Source organism: Kitasatospora sp. NPDC089797, assembly GCF_040684795.1.
Classification (GTDB): domain Bacteria; phylum Actinomycetota; class Actinomycetes; order Streptomycetales; family Streptomycetaceae; genus Kitasatospora.
In genome coordinates this window covers 1-16,799 of the sequence record NZ_JBFBGS010000089.1, presented here as the reverse complement: position 1 = coordinate 16,799, position 16,799 = coordinate 1, and the positions used below count along the sequence as shown (strand labels likewise).

Genomic DNA, 16,799 nt, shown 5'->3' with positions numbered 1-16,799 from the left:
CCGCATTCCTGCGGTGCCCGGGGCCTTCGCCACGACGGGCGCGACGCGACACGACGCGACACGACGCGACACGACAAGGCCGGTGGGCGGGCCCGGGCCCGCCCACCGGCCGCGGAACGGTCAGCGCAGGCCCATCCGCCGGGCGATCTGCGGGCCGGCCCAGCTGTCCTCGTCCTCCAGCAGCTGGCGGTTCAGCTCCGGGAAGGCGTCGAAGGCCTCCAGCGCCTGACGGGTCGGCAGCGCCCGGGCCACCAGCGAGTCGGCCGCCCGGCTGCGGGCCTGCCACTGCTCCAGCGGCTCGCCCAGCTCGAGCAGCCGGGTCGGGACCTGCTGGCCGAGCAGCAGGCAGTCGATGCCGTACAGGCCGAAGAACGACGGTGCCACCCGGTTCGCCAGGTCCTGCACCACCGCGTTGCGCCGCGACAGCGGCGCGCCGGCCGCGTAGATGTCCAGCAGCGGCTGGAAGCCGGAGACGTCGGTGAGCGCCCGGCACTCCTTCCAGAACGGCGTGTCCAGGCGGGTGTTGAACTTGTAGTGGATCGACAGCAGCCAGCGGATCGCGTCCCAGTGCTGCGCCAGGCCGATGTTGACCGCGTCGCGCGGCTGCGGGTCGGCCCAGGAGGCGGGCAGGCTGGAGACCAGCGTGAGCGCCTCGGTGGCGATCATCAGCAGGCCGGTGGACTCCAGCGGCTCCACGAAGCCGTAGGAGTTGCCGATGCCGACCACGTTGCCGCGCCAGGCCTTCTCGTAGCGCCCGCTGCGGAACTTCACCAGCCGCGGGTTCTTGATCCCGGGGAAGCGGGTGGTCAGCTCGTCCACGGCCTCGTCGTCGGAGATGGCGGCCGAGGAGTAGACGTAGCCGCGGTGGTCGTCCTCGCGGGTCGGGATGCGCCAGCACCAGCCCGCGTTCATCGTGGTGGCCTGGGTGTAGGGGACGATCTCGCCGCCGTGCTCGATGTTGCCGGTGACCGCGCGGTCGGTGAACAGGCTGCTGCCGAAGCTCTGGTAGGGCGTCTTGAGGGCGTCGCCCAGCAGCCGGGAGCGGAAGCCGGTGCAGTCCACGTAGAGGTCGAAGGAGAGGTCCCGGCCGTCGCCGGTGCGCACGTGGTCGACCCACTCCTCGCCGCTGAGCACCACGTCGTCGATGGTGGCCTCGACGTGGTGGATGCCGCGCCGCTCGGCCAGCTCGGTCAGGTAGGACACCAGCCGCGCGTTGTCCAGGTGGTAGGCGAACGGCAGGTACTTCATCAGCGAGACCGGGTCCTGCCCGACCTGGTACACCGGGGCCCGGTCCGCCCCCATCATGGCCGAGCCCAGGGTCGAACCGTTGATGCTGCCGTGGGACTTGATCGCGCCGACCAGGCCGACGGAGTCCGCCGACCAGTCGAACGGGCCCATGAAGGCGTCCGAACCCGGGCCCCAGTCGAACTTGATGCCCAGCTTCCAGGTCGGCCGCACCCGCGCGTACAGCTCCTCGGCGTCGATGCCCAGGTAGTGGTGGAGGAAGAGGGTGAAGTAGGAGACCGTGGCCTCGCCCACCCCGATGATCGGGATGGACGTGGACTCCACCAGGGTCACGTCCAGCCACGGCCGCTTGGCCTTGAGCGCGAGCGCGGTCAGGTAGCCGGCCGTCCCCCCGCCGATCACCCCGATCCGGCGGATCGCCTGCGGGTCGCCGTCCACCGGCCGGGCGTGGTCGCTGCCCGTCGCGGCCAGCGCGCCGAGCAGCGCCATCGGGTCGGTGCCCGCGCCCCCGGCCCCGGGCAGCCAGCTCCTGACGCCGGCCGCGTCCGCGTCCGGAAAGGACTCCAGCAAACGGTCCAGCACGTTGCGGTCGTCCGACCCCAGCCCGTTGGCGAGGTTCTTGTGGTCCATCTGGGACTCCCCAATCTGATCCGACTGCGGGCACGCCGCCCGCCTCACCGGGGCGGCCACGCCGACAGCAGTGTCAACAGGGCGGCTCGAGCCGCCCTGGAAAGCCGGGCTGCGCGCCCGCGCTCACCAGTCGAAGGTCACCTCACCGCGCCGGAACGTCCCGGTGGGACCGCCGTCCGGCAGCGTGGCCGCGTCGGCGATGTCCCGGGCCGCCTCCTCGGCGGTGCGCTGCGCGTCCGGCATCATCCGGGTCCGGGTCGGTCCCGGGTTCACCGCGTTCACCAGGACGCCGAACTCCCGGGTCTGGCCGGCCAGGAGCTGGGTCAGGCCGTTGACCGCGGCCTTGGAGAGCGAGTAGCCGGGGCTGCCGGCGAACAGGCCGTGGCTGAACGAGCCGGTGCCGCTGGAGACCAGCACCACCCGGCCCCAGCGCCGGCGGACCATGTCCGGCACGAAGGCCTGGGCGACCCGCCAGGAGCCGAGCAGGTTCACCGAGAAGGTCTGCCGGACCAGGTCGAGGCTGACCGAGAGCGGGTCGCTGCCGCTGTCCAGCAGGACACCGGCGTTGGAGACCAGGACGTCGACCGGGCCGATCTCCTTGCGGGCCCGGTCCACGCTCGCCTGGTCCGTCACGTCCAGGGCGTGGGAACGGACCTCGGGGCCCAGCGCGAGGGCGGCCGCACGGGCCTCCTCCTCGTCGCGCGCGGTCAGCACCACCTGCAGTCCGCGCTCGCGCAGCTCGGCCGCGACGGCCTGGCCCAGCCCCCGGTTCGCTCCGGTGATCAACACAGTCCGCTGCTCGGTCACTTCAACCTCCCGTACGACACGACGTGATACCGGCGATGGTGGGGGGCGCGGCTCGAGCAGCGCTCGGGTCTTCGAGTTCGGCGCGAGTCGACGCGGTCACAGTGGTGCCGCGGACGGACCAGGCCCGCGGCCCCCGTCCCCTCGCGAGGCACCACTTCTTCCCACCCTGGAGGCCGCGATGACGGCACTGCCCCCCGCACCACCGAGGAACGCCGAGGAACTGGCCCGGGCCGTGGCCCGGGACGGGGTCGAGTTCCTGCTCGTCATGTTCGTCAACCTGCACGGCCGGCCCTGCGCCAAGCTGGCGCCGGTCCGCACCCTGGACCAACTGCTCAGCGAGGGACTGGGCTTCGCCGGCAACTGCGCGGGCGCGCTCGGCCAGTCCTCCGGCGACCCGGACCTGGTGGCGATCCCGGACGTCACCTCCTACACCAAGGTCCCGCTGCAGGAGGGCCTCGGCATCATCCAGTGCGACCTGTACGTCGAGGGCCGGCCCTGGCCCTACGCGCCGCGCTGGATCCTGCGCGAGCAGCTGGCCCGACTCGCCGACCAGGGGCGGCAGTTGAAGGTCGGCGCGGAGCCGGAGTACTTCCTGGTCAAGCGCGCCGAGGACGGCTCCATCGCGGTGGCCGACGAGCTGGACACCGCCCCCTCCCCCGGCTACGACGCCGGCGCGGCCACCCGCGCGTTCGACCACCTCAGCACGGTCAGCCGGGCCATCGACGCGCTGGGCTGGGAGAACTACTCCAACGACCACGAGGACGCCAACGGGCAGTTCGAGCACAACTTCGGCTACGCGGACGCGCTGCGCACCGCCGACCGGGTCGTGGTCTTCCGCCACCTGGCCCGGATGGCCGCCCACCGCAACGGCCTGGTGGCCACCTTCATGCCCAAGCCGTTCGGCCACCTCACCGGCAGCGGGCTGCACCTGCACGTCTCGCTCTGGGAGGGCAACACCTCGCTGTTCACCGACCCCGCGGACCCGCGGGGCCTCGGCACCTCGGCGCTCGGCTACAGCTTCATCGCCGGCCTGCTGGAGCACGCGCCCGCCCTGCTCGCGCTGACCTGCCCGACCGTCAACTCCTACAAGCGGCTCTCGGCGGGCGCCGACACCCTGTCCCGCTCCAGCTGGGCGCCCGGCTACGCCACCTACGGCGGCAACAACCGCACCCACCTGGTCCGGATCCCGGACACCGGCCGGATCGAGGTCCGCTGCGTGGACGCGGCGGCCAACCCGTACCTGGCGATCGCCGGCGTGGCGGCCGCCGGTGCGGACGGCATCGCCCGGGGCGCGGACCCCGGCGACCCGCTCACCGGTGACCTGGAGGCGGCCGGCGCCGGGGCCGGGCTGCGCCCGCTGCCGGCGACCCTGCTGCACGCGGTGGACGAGCTGGTCCGGGACGGCGCCCTGCGCGCGGCGCTCGGCAAGGTCCCGGGCGGGGAGTACGCCGACTACTACGCGGCGGTCAAGCGCGAGGAGTTCGCCGAGTTCCACCGCCAGGTGACTGCCTGGGAGCTCGAGCGCTACCTGCTGGCCTGACCGTCGGGCCCGGCCCGACGGCAAGGGGCGAGGGGTGCGATCCACCGGGATCGCACCCCTCGCCCCTTTCCCGCGTGCCACCGACCCCTAGGAACGCGGGCCCGGCAGCTCCTCGATCCAGGAGACCCCGGTGGAGCCGTCGCCGCGGCGCCACCGCTCGCACAGCCGGACCCGGCCGTCGGGCAGCAGCTCGGGGGTGCTGACGCACTCCCCGGAGACCACCCGGCCGTCGGTGAGCACCTGGGCGTAGGCGATCGTGAGCACCCCCTCCGGGTCGCAGCGGCCGACCAGCCGGCCGTCCCGCACCGGACCGCCCGCGAACTCGGCCCACACCAGCTCGCCCTGCTGGTGGTAGTGGCCGGTCGGGCGCTGGTCCGGGGCACCGCCCCCGGCCGACACCCCGCGGAAGGTCCGTCCGTCGTAGTCGGGCGCCGTCCGCCGGCCGCCGGCCGTCATCGGACCGGCTCCGCGTCCCCGGCCGGGTCGACGTTGTAGTTGGAGCGCAGGAAGTTCTCCGGGTCCAGCCGGCGCTTGAGCGCCACCAGGCGCCCGTACGTCTCGGCCCCGAAGGTGCGCACCGCCCGCTCGGGGCCCGCCGAGGGGCCGTCCCCGGAGTAGTTGATGTACCCGTCGCCCCAACTCCCGTACGGCTCCGCCGCGGCGGCCACCGACTTGGCCCAGGCGGTGCGCTCGGCGTCGGCGTCCGGGCGGCTCGGGTCCCAGATGGCCATCCCGGTGACGTTGAAGCCCGCGCCGCGGAACGGCACCGCGCTGCGCGCCGGGTCCGCCGTGCGGACCGCGCCGTTGATCGGCTCCAGCAGCACGGTGTCGTTGAACGGATCGGTGATCCGGGCCGCCCGGAACCGCTCGGCGACGGCCTCCACCAGCTCGTCCGGCAGGCCGTCCACGCAGCGTGCGCTCCAGTAGTGCCGCAGGCCGAACGGCAGCCGCCCCAGGCAGAGTTGCATCGAGAGGTAGCCGCGCTCCTCGATCCGCCAGTCGATCGGCTCCAGCCGGCGCAGGGTCTTGTCCAGGGTGGCCCGGTACTCCGGGTCGTCGCCGCAGTAGCAGACGCTCATCACCGCGGCCGGTTCCTGGGTGGGCCCGAAGCGCTCCAGCAGCAGGGTGCAGGTCAGGTCGTCCGGCGCGGAGAGCATGAGGTCCCGGAAGAGCCGGATCGCGGCGGCCGGGTCCGTGCCGGGGTAGGCCACGTAGCCGCCGTAGACCCGCTCGACGGGGTGCAGCCGGAACTCGAACCCGGTGACCACGCCGAAGTTGTGGCCGGCCCCGCGCAGCGCCCAGTCCAGCTCGGGGTCACTGGCGGCGTCGACGGTGCGCACCTCGCCGTCGACCGTGACCAGTTCGTAGGACTCGACGTTGTCGCAGGCCAGGCCGTGGCGCCCCATCAGGTGGCCGATGCCACCGCCCAGGGTGAGCCCGCCGACGCCGGTGTCGTCGAAGGTGCCGCCGGTGGAGGCCAGCCCGTAGCCGGTGGTCGCCAGGTCGAAGTCGGCCCAGATCGCGCCGCCGCCGACCCGTGCGCGCCGTCGCTCCGGGTCCACCGCGACCCGGTTGAGCAGGCGCAGGTCGATGACCACGCCGTCGTCGACCGAGCCGGAGCCGGCGATGTTGTGGCCGCCGCCGCGGATCGCGGTGGGCAGCCCGGTCTCCCGGGCGGCCAGCACCGCGGCGCGGACCCCGGCCACGTCGGACGGCAGGCAGATCGCCTGCGGACGGCGGTCGTGCATGCCGTTGAACAGCAGCCGGACCCGGTCGTAGGCGGGGTGGCCGGGCGTGACGACCCGGCCCGGGCAGGCGGTTTCCAGGGCACGGCGGACGGCGGCGCTCATCGGGGTTCCCCTCCAGGGATCGGGATCGGTCGGGCGGCGGCGGCCGACACGGCGCCGGACCGCACGCCGAACCGGGCCAGCAGGTCGTCGGCGGCCAGCGCCCCGGCGGCCAGCGCGGTCTTGGCCGCCGCGCCGCTGCCGCCGGCGAAGGTGAACAGGCCGGCGGGGCAGGACGGCACCGGCCGCAGGGCCAGCCGCCCCTGTGGGACGTACGCCTCGGCGGTGGCCACCGAGCGGTGCGGCGGGTCGACCTGCAGCCCGGGCAGCCGCAGCGCGACGGCGCGGCGCACCGCCCGCTCCTCGGCGTCCAGGAACGGCTGCGGGCCGGCGTGCACGTCCCAGCGTTCGGTGGGCAGCCCGAAGAGCATCCGGCCCGGCCCGGCCGGGCGGCCGTAGAGCCCGCTGGAGACGTCCACGAAGGGCGGCGGGCAGACGCCCCGGACGTCGTAGAGCGCGTACTGGATGACCTTGGTCCGCAGGCCGACCGGGGGCAGGCCGCTGTCGTGCAGCAGCCGCCCGGTCCAGGCGCCGGCCGCCAGCACCACCGCGTCCGCGCACCGGCGGCCCCGGTCGGTGGCGTAGCCGACGCCGTCCTCCCCCGGCCGCAGGTCGCGCAGGACGCCTTCGTCGAGGGCGCCGCCGCGGGCCGTGAAGTCGGCCCGGGCGCCCGCCCTCAGCTGGTCCGGGGAGAGGTAGCCCGCGCCGCGCTCCAGGATTCCCACCGCCTGCGACGGCAGGCCCGCCAGGCCGAACCGCCGGGCCAGCGTCCGGCGGTCGAGCAGTTCGACCGCCCCCGGCATCCGGCGGTGCAGCCCGGCGAGCCGCTCCTCGGGCAGCGGCTCGCCGAGGACGTAGAGGCCGCCGGTCTCCCGGTAGCCGGACCAGCTCCTGAGCAGCTCGCTCCCGCGCAGCTCGGCGAGGCTCCGCCAGGCGAGTTCGGAGAGTTCGGGATCCTCCTCGAAGCCCCGCACGATGCCGCCGGAGGCCCGGGTCGCGTCCCCGCCCCCGGCAGGGCCGGCGACCAGCTCGACCTCGACGCCGCTGTGCCGCACCAGCCGCCAGGCGAGCATCGTCCCGGCGAGGCCGCCGCCGACGACGCAGATCCTCATCGCGGCACCTCCGCCGCCCCACCGGTCAGCACGTCCAGCAGCTCACCGGCGGCCGTCGCGGCGCCGCCGGCGGGCGCCCCGGCGGCCGGCAGCCCGCCGCCCAGCAGGCAGCGCGCGGCCAGCGCCGCGTCGAACTGCTCCAGGCTCAACGCCGCCTCGGCCCGGGCGAGTTCGGCCTCGTCCGGGGCGGCCGCCGCAGAGCCGCCGGTCCAGGCGCCGGTGAGGGCCCGGTAGCGCTCCAGGGTGAAGTTGGCGGGTTGCGGCGCCGGACGGTCCCAGCTGAGGAAGGCGCGCACCAGCCGCGGGTCCTCCTCGTCGAGGAACTCGTGGGCCCACACCGCGTGTCGGCGGCTGGTGGAGAACTTGGCGCCCTCCAGCCGGTAGAACTCGTTCACCACCAGCCCGCCGAGCACCCGGGCCGGCAGTCCGGCGGCGGCGAACAGCGCGGGGAACAGCGCGAGGTAGTAGAAGGCGTTGTCGAGGCCGAGGAAGGCCCAGACCGCGTCGACGTCGCGCCAGGCGTCCAGGTGCCCGGCCATGCCCCGGGTGCCGGGTGCCAGCCGCTGGCCGATGGTGTAGAGGTAGCCCAGGCCCATCTCCCCCCAGACGTCCACCCGGTGGCCCGGGATGGAGGGCAGCTCGATCCCCCAGTCGGTGGGGTAGCTGAACGGCACGACCGGCAGCGGCTGCCGGAGCAGCTGCGCCGCGATGCGGCGGACCCGCGGGGCGAGGCCGGCGTTCAGCCAGGCCTCCTCCAGCGCGGCCCGGTGGTCCTCCAGCCGCAGCACCGGGCCGCGGACGGTGCGCCGCGCGGTGGCCGGCGACCCGCAGCGGGTGCAGTGCGGCCGGCCCAGGGCGGAGGCCGGGGTGTAGCCGGCGCACCCCTCGCAGGTGCCGCCGCTGCTGACGGCGCCGCACTGCGGGCAGTCGCCGGTGACGTAGGCGTGGTGCAGGATGCCGGGGCAGTTCGGGCAGACCGGCGTGTGCCACTCCTCGACCGGCAGCGCGCCGCTGAGGACCAGCTCCTCCAGGAACTCGACCACGGCGGCCCGGTAGCCCGCGTCGACCAGCGGCTCGGTGAAGCCGTCGTGGGCAATGCCGGCCCGCTTGAACACGCCGCGGATCAACTCGGCGTTGCGCTCGCGCAGTTCGTCGACCGGGAGGCCCTCGCGGCGGGCCTGGGCCAGCACGTAGTTCTGGTGGTCGTCCAGCCCGCACAGCGCGAGCACCCGGTCGCCCCGGCGGTTCGCGGCGCGCACCGCGAGGTCGGCGGCGAGGTAGGGGCCGGCGAGGTGGCCCAGGTGCAGCGGCCCGTTGGGGGTGGGCGGCGGCGACAGCACCACCGTGGCCGCTCCCGTGCGGTCAGTCGACATCGGACACCGGCCCGTCGGACGCCGGCCCGGCCCCCGGCAGCCAGTAGATGCTCAGGAGGCTGACCGGCGCCGCGCCGTTCGCGGTGATCACGTGGCGCTCGCCCGGGGTGAGCAGCATCGCCGTGCCCACCGGGGCCGGGGTGTCCACGCCGTCCACCGTGAAGGTGGCGTCGCCGCCCAGGACGATCGCGAGCTCGACCTCGGGGTGGGTGTCCGGCGTGCTCTGCGAGCCGGCCGGAACCTGGCACCACATCGCGTCGAACGGGAGGGCCCCCGTGCCGGGGTAGCGGTCCCAGCGGCCGATGCGGATGCCGTACTCGGTCTCCAGTTTCGAGTCGCCGATGGTGAACTTCTGCACGAGGGCCCTCCTGCGCGGTGGTTGGCTGGCCTGACGGCCCGATGGTCCGTCGCCGCACTCAAGAAGGCCTCGAAGGGAGGTTGGCAGCTTCGGGGCGCCGTGCCACCATCACCGGTATGACCACGGACACGCAGGTGGGACGACGCCCGGTGGAGTACGCCCCGCGCTCGATCACGGCGCTGGCGGCGGAGTCGGTCGGGGGCTGGACGGTGAAGCGGTACGGCGTCTCGGCGCTGCGCGACACCCCGCCGGAGCCGGTGCTGGACTTCGCCCGGCTGGCGGTGCGCCGGTCGCTGCCGGACGGACAGCCGGGCGGGTACGGGTTCAGCGTGGTGCATGAGGACGAGGACGGCTGCTACGTCGTGGTGGGCTGGTGGAGCCCCAACCGGCTGATCCTGCACACCCGTACCTGGCTGGCCGGTTGGGACGACCTGACCGCGCCCGCCCCGGCGCCGGGCGACGCGACCGCCTGCGTCTGGGAGCTGGTCGCCATCGGCCACGAGCGGGACGCCTGGGTGCGCAACGTGCTGGCCCCCGCCGAGCCGGACTTCGCCGCCTACCTGGCCGCCACCGTCGCCGGGCGGTACTGACCGCCCCGCGCACGGGCGGACGCCGCCGCGGACCCCGGAGAAGGGTTCGCGGCGGCGTCCGTGGTGTCCGGGGCGCCTCCGGTCAGAAGCCGGCCCCGGCGCCCTGGTAGGCACCGATGTTGAGGTTGCTGGACGGGACCGGGTCACCGAAGTAGTCGATCGGGCCGCCGCCGGCCACCGGGGTTCCGGTGGCGAGCGCCGGTGAGCCGGCCGCCAGCTGGTATCCGGCGGCGTCGTCGAGCGAGGTCGCCGTCCCCGGGGAGAGGAACAGCGGAGCCCCCTGAACGGCGTGGGCGCCGTACGAGGTGACGCCGTTGACGTTCTGGAAGACGTTGTACGCGTACGTGCTGCGCGGGTCGTTGAGCACCGAGCCGCCGGGCTGGCCGACGAAGATGTTGTTGGTGAAGGAGAAGGTCGAGGCGCCCGTGACGAGCACCATGTTCGCCGTGGTCGGTTCGTAGAAGGTGTTGTTGTAGATCTGCGAGTTCGGTTCGTCACCGCAGGGCATCGTGATCACGGCGAGGTTGCCGCTGCCGACGTCGTTCTGGCTGATGTTGTAGCGGAAGACGCCGCCGGTGGACGAGGTGCCCTCCGAGGGGCAACTGAACAGGGCGCCACCGCCGTTGTCGTGCGAGAAGTTGTACTGGTAGACGGCGCCGCGGTTGCCGCCCTCGAAGTCGAACGCCATCGCGGGGCTGACCCCGTGGGCGACCTCGTTGTACTGGAAGACCGCGTTGTCGGAGTTCCACGGGTAGGCGCCCACGTTGTAGTCGGCGGACCGCTCGTTGTAACCGTCGATCAGGTTGTACTCCACCACCGGGCTGATCCCGTTGAAGACCAGGATGCCGTCGCCGCCGATGTCCGTGACGGTGTTCCCGCAGACGACGACGTGGGTCAGCGGGACGAACGAGCTGCCCGGGCCGGTCGGGTTGAGGTCACGGCGCTGCCAGGAGGAGACCAGGGCGATGCCGGTCCGGTCCACGTGGTTCACCGTGTTGCCGAGCACCCGGACGTTGTCGAAGCCGGTGGGCTTGGTGGTGCCGCCCGCGTCGAACACGATCCCGCCGCTGGGGTTGGGGAAGCGGGTGTCGCCGCCGTTGACGTCGGCCACGTTCAGGCCGGTGATCCGGTAGTAGCTGCCCGTGCCGAAGTCGGTGAGCTGGACGTAGACGCCCACCCGCTGCTGGCCCGCGGTCGGCGCCGGGCCGGTGTTGCTGACCGTCAGGTTCTTCACCACGTAGCCCTGGACGTTGTGCAGGTAGACCGCGGCGAGCGCGCCCTGTCCGTCGATGCGGGCCTGGCCGGAGCCGTAGGAGGTGAGGGTCACCGGGCTGGCCGCGGTGCCCGAGCCCTGGGGAGCCAGGGTGCCGGCGCAGGTCGTGCCGCCGCGCAGGCGCACGCTGTCGCCGGCGTGGAGCACCACCGTGTTGACCCGGGCCAGGGTGCGCCAGGCCGTTCCGGTGCCGGTGCCGGCGGCGTGGTCGTCGCCCGCGGCACAGTCGACGTAGTACGTGGTGCCGGCCGCCCGGGCCGCGGTGGCCGGGGTGGTGCCGTCCGTCGGGGCGGTGCCGACGGCGGCGGCGGTATCCGCCGCCGCCAGCACCAGGCCGATGCTGAGGAGCATCGCCGCGAGGGAGCGTATCCGCGAAGGTCTTGTCATCCTGTACCCCTTCGAGCCGACGGCGGCTGCCCGCCCGCCCTGGTCCCGTGACTACTGCTGGTCATTTCGTCGAGCTGGCCGAATAGTGGCGACCCCCGCTCAAGCCCCACTCGCATACGACTCGATCGCAGCGGCGTGATCCGGACACGGCCGCCGGGCCGGCCGGACCGGGGCGAACCGGACCCGGATCTTCTGCATGTCCATGACCTGCGGCGTTCGCCGCCGACGGTAGCCGACCGATCACTGTCGCGGATCGCCGGTTCCCAAACCCCTGGTCGTCCGTGGCCGGTCGGTTTCGGCCATCCGCCCCCGCGGCGCGCCCGGCTCCGGTCGGCCGACACCGCCGCTCCGCCAGGACTCGAGCCGCAACCAGGAACATTCCGCTGCTCCCGTCCACACCAGATGTACCCAAATTCGTCATAACCGGAGGTTCCCTATGAGCCCTAGGCGCACCGCGGCCACCGGCCGCCGTCTTCGTTGGCTGGTGCCGCTACTGATCGTGTTCGGCTGGCTGGTGGTCAGCGGGGCGACCGGCTCGTTCGAGTCCAAGCTCGGTGACGTCGCCACCAACGACGGTGCGGCCTACCTGCCGGCCAACGCCGAATCGATCAAGGCGGACAACCAGCAGGCTCTGTTCTGGGACAACAAGACCTACCCCGCCGTCGTCGTCTACCAACGGACGTCCGGCATCACCGCGCAGGACCGCGCCGCCGTCCAGTCCGACGCCACCGCCGCGGCCGCGCTGCCCGGCCTGCGCGGTGCGGTCGGACCGGTGACCGCCTCGAAGGACGGTCAGGCGCTGCAGTTCACCGTCCCCGTGCTCAACACCACCGACGCGATGCACACCACGGTCGCCAAGCTGCGCGGCCTGGCGTCCAGCCACCCCGGCCTGGCCGGACACGTCACCGGACTGGGCGGCCTCTACGAGGACCTGTCCAAGTCCTTCAGCAGCATCGACGGCCAACTCCTGCTGGTGGCGGTCGGCCTGGTCATCCTGGTGCTGATCCTGGTGTACCGCAGCCCGACCCTGCCGATCCTCGTCCTGCTCGGGGTGGCCCTCGCCTCCGGGGTGGCGGCCGCCGCGGTCTACGGCCTCACCAAGAGCGGGGCGATCTCGCTCACCGGCCAGAGCCAGGGCGTGCTGTCCGTCCTCGTGGTGGGCGCCACCACCGACTACTCGCTGCTGCTGATCAGCCGCTACCAGGAGGAACTGCGGCGCACCGCGAGCAAGTACGACGCCCTCGCGGCCGCCTGGCGGGCGGTGCTGTGGCCGGTGCTGGCCTCCGGCGTCACGGTCATCCTGGGCACCCTGTGCCTGATGCTCAGCGACCTCAACAGCAACCGCAGCATGGGGCCGGTGGCCGCACTCGGCATCGGTGCCTCGCTGCTGACCGGTCTCACCTTCATGCCGGCGGTGCTCGCCCTGACCGGGCGCGGCGCCTACTGGCCGGTGCGCCCCCACTTCGGCAGCACCGCGAGCACCAAGGAGGGCGTCTGGGGCCGCGTCGCCGGCCTGGTCGGCCGCCGCCAGCGGGTGGTCTGGGTGTCGACGGCCCTGCTGCTGGTCCTCGCGGCCGGCTTCTCGGCCCAGTTCAAGGCCTCCGGCATCGCCCTGGCCGACAGCTTCAGCACCAAGACCGACGGGGTGGCGGGCCAGGACGTGCTGAGCGCCCACTACCCGGGCGGCGCCGGCACCCCCGTGACGGTGATCGCCAAGCAGGAGGCGCTCGACCCGGTGCTGGCCGCCACCCGCGGCATCGGCGGCCTGACCGCCGTCGCCCCGCTCACCGCCGCCGGCGACCCGGCCAACGGCACCGGCGCGGCGAACGGACCGGCCAAGGTGGTCAACGGCCTGGTCGAGATCGACGGCGTGCTGGACACCACGCCCGACAGCCCAGCCGCCGTCCACGCCGTCCGCCAACTGCGCACCGCCGTGCACCAGGTGGCCGGCGCCGACGCGAAGGTCGGCGGCTACACCGCCGTCACCATCGACACCCGCGACGCCAGCGACCGGGACCTGCGCACGGTCATCCCGCTGGTCCTGCTGGTGATCCTGGTGGTGCTGGCCCTGCTGCTGCGCTCGCTCGTCGCGCCGCTGCTGCTGGTGGCGACCGTGGTGCTCTCCTACGCCGCCACCATGGGCGTCTCCGCGCTGGTCTTCAACCACGTCTTCCACTTCGCCGGGGCCGACCCGTCGATCCCGCTGCTCGGGTTCGTCTTCCTGGTCGCCTTCGGCGTCGACTACAACATCTTCCTGATGCACCGGGTGCGGGCCGAGTCGCTGCAGCACGGCACCCGGACCGGCACCCTCACCGCGCTGCGGCTGACCGGCGGGGTGATCAGCTCGGCCGGCATCGTGCTGGCCGCCACCTTCGCCGCGCTCGCCGTGGTGCCGATGGTCTCGATGGCGCAGCAGGCCTTCATCGTCGGCTTCGGCGTCCTGCTGGACACCATGCTGGTGCGCTCGCTGCTGGTGCCGGCGCTGACCCTGGAGCTCGACCGGCGGGTCTGGTGGCCCTCGCGGGCCGGCCTGAAGCGGTCCGCGACCGGCTCGGGGACGGCCTCCGAGCACCAGCCCCAGCTCATCCACTGACGACCGCCCCCGTACAGCACTGCGCCCCCCGGTCGGCCGACCGGGGGGCGCAGTGCTGAGCGGGCTCAGCCGGCCTTGTAGCAGGTGACCAGCGTGTCGTAGTCGCCGAGCGGGGTGACCTCGGTCCGGGCGAACCCGGCGTCCTTCGCGTAGCCGACGATCTCGGCGGCCGGGTACTCCGAGCCCCCGTCGGTGACCAGCAGCATGTCGAGGCTGATCACCAGGTTCTCCGCGTGCTCCGGCTCGTCGTCCAGCATCCGGTCGTAGACCAGCAGGGTGCCGCCGGGGTTGACCGCCTCGAACGCCTTGTGCACCAGGCCCTCGCGCTGCTTCGGGTCCCAGTCGTGCAGCACGTGCCCGAGGATGACCACGTCCGCCGAGGGCAGCGGGTCGGTGAAGAAGCTGCCGCCGTGGAACTCCAGCCGGCCGGCGAGCCCGAGTTCGGCCACCAGCTCCTTGGCGAAGGGCTCCATCTCGGGCAGGTCGAAGACGTGCCCGGCGAGGTGCGGCCGGGCCCGGACGATCTGCGAGGCCAGGTTGCCGCGGGCGCCGCCCACGTCCAGCACCGAGGCGTGGCCGGACCAGTCGTAGGCCTCGACCAGCTCGGCGCCGAGCACGTTGGTGAAGGCGTCCATGCTGCCGATGAACTGGCGCAGGATCTCCGGGTTCTGGGTCACCTCGTCGTAGTGGCTGCCGGACTGCTGCTCGCCCGTGCGCAGCGCCTCGCCGAGCCGGCCCCAGGCCGGGTAGAGGTTGCGGCTGGAGCGCAGCAGGAAGCCGCCGATGAAGGCCGCCTCGCCGCGCACCAGGTGCCGGTCGGTGCCCGGCGCGTTGCGGTAGCGCCCGTCCTGGCGCTCCAGCACCTTCAGGGCCGTCAGCAGGTCGAGGAAGTCGCGCAGCCCGCGCCCGTGCAGGGACAGCTGCTGCTGGATCTCCTCGGCGGTGGCCGCGCCACCGGGCGCCTTGTGCAGGTGGGTGAACAGGTCCAGCTCCACCGCGGTCAGCAGGGCCTTGGCGTCACAGAACGCGTTGCCCAGCCGCAGGATTCCTGCGGCGGTGCTGACGTCCGGGGCCGTGGTCGTCATGGTCGGGACTCCTCTCCTGGACGCCTGCCTGCCAGGCGCCGCACCGATCGGCCAGGACACTGTCAGCCCGGTGTGGAGCGCGCCTCGAACCTGCCTGGAAGCCCTCCGGACCGCCGTGCACCCGACCCGGATGCCAGGAATCCTCGAGTCCCCGTCGGTACCTCTGTTCTCCGTGCCGCGGATCGACCCGTCTGACCCGCGCACCAGCACGGTTCAGCGCTCAGCCGGTCCTCGCCCGCCCGGGAACGAGGCACTGCTCATCAGTTCTTGAGGGGACACGCATGTATGACGTGAACATCCCTGTGTTGATCGTGGGGGCGGGGCCGGTCGGCCTCTCCACCGCCCTCTTCAGCGGCCGCCACGGGATTCGCACGATGGTGCTCGAGAAGCGCGACGGCACCTCCCTGCTGCCGCGGGCGCCGGGCCTTCAGGCGCGCACCCTGGAGCTGTTCCGGGCCGCCGGCATCCACGACGACATCCGCCGGCTCGAGATGGGTGACTCGCACCCGTACTTCGAGGGCGGGATCATCCAGGTCAACACCTTCGCCGAGATCGACGACGCGGTGGTGCTGGAGTCCCCGTCGCTGGACGGCCCCACCGTCAGCCCCGAGCGGGTGATGGGCTGCGGCCAGGACCGCTACGAGAAGGTCCTGGTCGAGAAGGCCCGCGAGTTCGGCGCGGACGTCCGCTTCGGCACCCGCCTGGTGGAGTTCAGCCAGGACCGGGACGGCGTCACGGCGCTCGTCGAGGAGAACGCCACCGGCAAGCGCTTCACGGTGCGCGCCGACTACCTGGTGGGTGCGGACGGGGCCAGCAGCGCGGTGCGCCGGCAGCTGGGCACGGAGCGGGTCGGCCGCGGCACCGTCTTCAACGCGCTGAGCATCTACTTCAAGGCTCCCGAGCTCGAAGTGGTGCTCAAGGGACGCAAGTTCATCCTCTGCTACGCGAACGTCGACAACACCCTGATGGGCCTGTCCCGGCTGCACGGCTGCGACCCGTACCTGGCGGCCCCGATCTACCACCCCGAACTCGGCGAGAAGCCCGAGGACTTCACCGACGAGCGGTGCGTGGAGATCGTCCGGACCGCGGCCGGGGTGCCCGACCTGGGTGTCGAGATCGTCGACAAGGTCCCGTGGCAGGGCGCGCAGCTGGTGGCCGAGCAGTTCCGCACCGACCGGGTCTTCCTGGCCGGCGACGCGGCCCACCTGCACCCGCCGGCGGGCGGGTTCGGCGCCAACACCGGGATCCACGACGCGCACAACCTGGCCTGGAAGCTGGCCGCGGTGCTGCACGGCTGGGCCGGCGACGAACTGCTGAACACCTACGACGCCGAACGCCGCGCCGTGGGCAGCGCGATGGCGGCGCAGGCCATGGTCCGCAACCGGATCCGGCACGGGTACGCCACCGACCAGGACCGGGCCGAGATGGTGGACGACATCATCATCACCCTCGGCTACCGCTACGCCTCCTCCTCGATCACCAGCACCACCCACGGTCCGGTGCTCTCGCCGGAGCTGGAGCTGCGCGGCGAACCCGGCACCCGGGCCCCGCACCTGTGGCTGGAGCGGGACGGCGAGATCATCTCGACCATCGACCTGTTCTGGGACTCCTTCGTCCTGCTCACCGACGAGGCGGGCGACGAGTGGGCCGCGGCGGCCGAGCAGGCGGCGGCCCGGCTCGGCGTGCCGCTGCGGGTCCACCGGATCGGCCAGGGCGGCGAGCTGCACCCCAAGGACCGCGACTGGGCCGAGGCGTACGGCGTCTCGGCCGGCGGCGCGGTCCTGGTCCGGCCGGACGCCTTCGTCGCCTGGCGCGTCGCGGGCCCCGGCGGGACCCCCGCCACCGAGCTGACCGACGTGCTGGCACGGGCCGCCGGGCTGGACCCGGTGACCACCGCGGCCGGCTGACCCGACCGAGCGGACCGGCCGGGCGCGGGGGGGCCCCCGGCGGGCCGCCCCG

General features: G+C 73.5%; 13 protein-coding genes. 4 read left to right on the top strand and 9 right to left on the bottom strand.

The annotated features are described in order from the left end of the window. Positions 1-120: 120 nt before the first annotated feature. Together AB0O91_RS40070 and AB0O91_RS40065 are read right to left on the bottom strand one after the other, a co-directional pair. Positions 121-1,875: a tryptophan halogenase family protein gene (locus AB0O91_RS40070; RefSeq protein WP_363444128.1), complete on the bottom strand. Its 1,755-nt coding sequence runs from the start codon at positions 1,873-1,875 to the stop codon at positions 121-123. A 123-nt stretch (positions 1,876-1,998) separates the two neighbouring features. Continuing rightward, the gene (locus tag AB0O91_RS40065) at positions 1,999-2,682 is read right to left on the bottom strand and encodes an SDR family NAD(P)-dependent oxidoreductase (protein ID WP_363444125.1); all 684 of its coding nucleotides are present in this window, start codon (positions 2,680-2,682) and stop codon (positions 1,999-2,001) included. A 178-nt stretch (positions 2,683-2,860) separates the two neighbouring features. On the opposite strand from AB0O91_RS40065, the gene glnT reads away from it, so the two are divergent. After that, a complete protein-coding gene (gene glnT, locus AB0O91_RS40060) occupies positions 2,861-4,222 on the top strand; it encodes a type III glutamate--ammonia ligase (protein ID WP_363444122.1) in 1,362 nt (453 codons plus the stop codon). Positions 4,223-4,309: 87 nt separating this feature from the next. Here the strand turns inward: glnT and AB0O91_RS40055 are convergent, their stop codons facing one another. From AB0O91_RS40055 to AB0O91_RS40035, 5 genes are read right to left on the bottom strand one after another with little or no spacing between them, the layout of a single operon-like run. Further along, the gene (locus AB0O91_RS40055; protein WP_363444119.1) at positions 4,310-4,678 is read right to left on the bottom strand and encodes a hypothetical protein; all 369 of its coding nucleotides are present in this window, start codon (positions 4,676-4,678) and stop codon (positions 4,310-4,312) included. Then, entirely contained in the window at positions 4,675-6,072 is a 1,398-nt protein-coding gene (locus AB0O91_RS40050) for an FAD-binding oxidoreductase (protein ID WP_363444116.1), read from the bottom strand. Before AB0O91_RS40050 ends, AB0O91_RS40055 begins: the two co-directional genes overlap by 4 nt. Continuing rightward, positions 6,069-7,181, bottom strand: coding sequence for an FAD-binding oxidoreductase (locus tag AB0O91_RS40045; protein ID WP_363444113.1), 1,113 nt, complete (start codon positions 7,179-7,181; stop codon positions 6,069-6,071). Before AB0O91_RS40045 ends, AB0O91_RS40050 begins: the two co-directional genes overlap by 4 nt. After that, positions 7,178-8,554 carry a class I tRNA ligase family protein gene (locus tag AB0O91_RS40040; protein ID WP_363444110.1) on the bottom strand — a complete coding sequence of 459 codons (1,377 nt, stop codon included), beginning with the start codon at positions 8,552-8,554 and terminating at the stop codon, positions 7,178-7,180. The genes AB0O91_RS40045 and AB0O91_RS40040 overlap by 4 nt, the downstream gene beginning before the upstream one ends. Then, positions 8,544-8,912, bottom strand: coding sequence for a cupin domain-containing protein (locus AB0O91_RS40035; RefSeq protein WP_363444108.1), 369 nt, complete (start codon positions 8,910-8,912; stop codon positions 8,544-8,546). Before AB0O91_RS40035 ends, AB0O91_RS40040 begins: the two co-directional genes overlap by 11 nt. Before the next feature lie 116 nt (positions 8,913-9,028). Between AB0O91_RS40035 and AB0O91_RS40030 the strand changes: the two genes are divergently transcribed. Continuing rightward, positions 9,029-9,502: a hypothetical protein gene (locus tag AB0O91_RS40030; RefSeq protein ID WP_363444105.1), complete on the top strand. Its 474-nt coding sequence runs from the start codon at positions 9,029-9,031 to the stop codon at positions 9,500-9,502. An 82-nt stretch (positions 9,503-9,584) separates the two neighbouring features. Here the strand turns inward: AB0O91_RS40030 and AB0O91_RS40025 are convergent, their stop codons facing one another. Beyond that, positions 9,585-11,162, bottom strand: a complete 1,578-nt coding sequence (locus AB0O91_RS40025) for a hypothetical protein (protein WP_363444103.1) — start codon at positions 11,160-11,162, stop codon at positions 9,585-9,587. Between the two features lie 484 nt (positions 11,163-11,646). On the opposite strand from AB0O91_RS40025, the gene AB0O91_RS40020 reads away from it, so the two are divergent. Beyond that, positions 11,647-13,755, top strand: coding sequence for an MMPL family transporter (locus tag AB0O91_RS40020; protein ID WP_363444101.1), 2,109 nt, complete (start codon positions 11,647-11,649; stop codon positions 13,753-13,755). Between the two features lie 65 nt (positions 13,756-13,820). Here AB0O91_RS40020 and AB0O91_RS40015 read toward each other — a convergent pair whose 3' ends face one another. Further along, a complete protein-coding gene (locus AB0O91_RS40015) occupies positions 13,821-14,840 on the bottom strand; it encodes a methyltransferase (protein ID WP_363444099.1) in 1,020 nt (339 codons plus the stop codon). Between the two features lie 281 nt (positions 14,841-15,121). Here AB0O91_RS40015 and AB0O91_RS40010 point away from each other — a divergent pair, with 281 nt between their 5' ends. Beyond that, a complete protein-coding gene (locus AB0O91_RS40010; RefSeq protein WP_363444097.1) occupies positions 15,122-16,747 on the top strand; it encodes an FAD-dependent monooxygenase in 1,626 nt (541 codons plus the stop codon). Positions 16,748-16,799 lie beyond the last annotated feature (52 nt).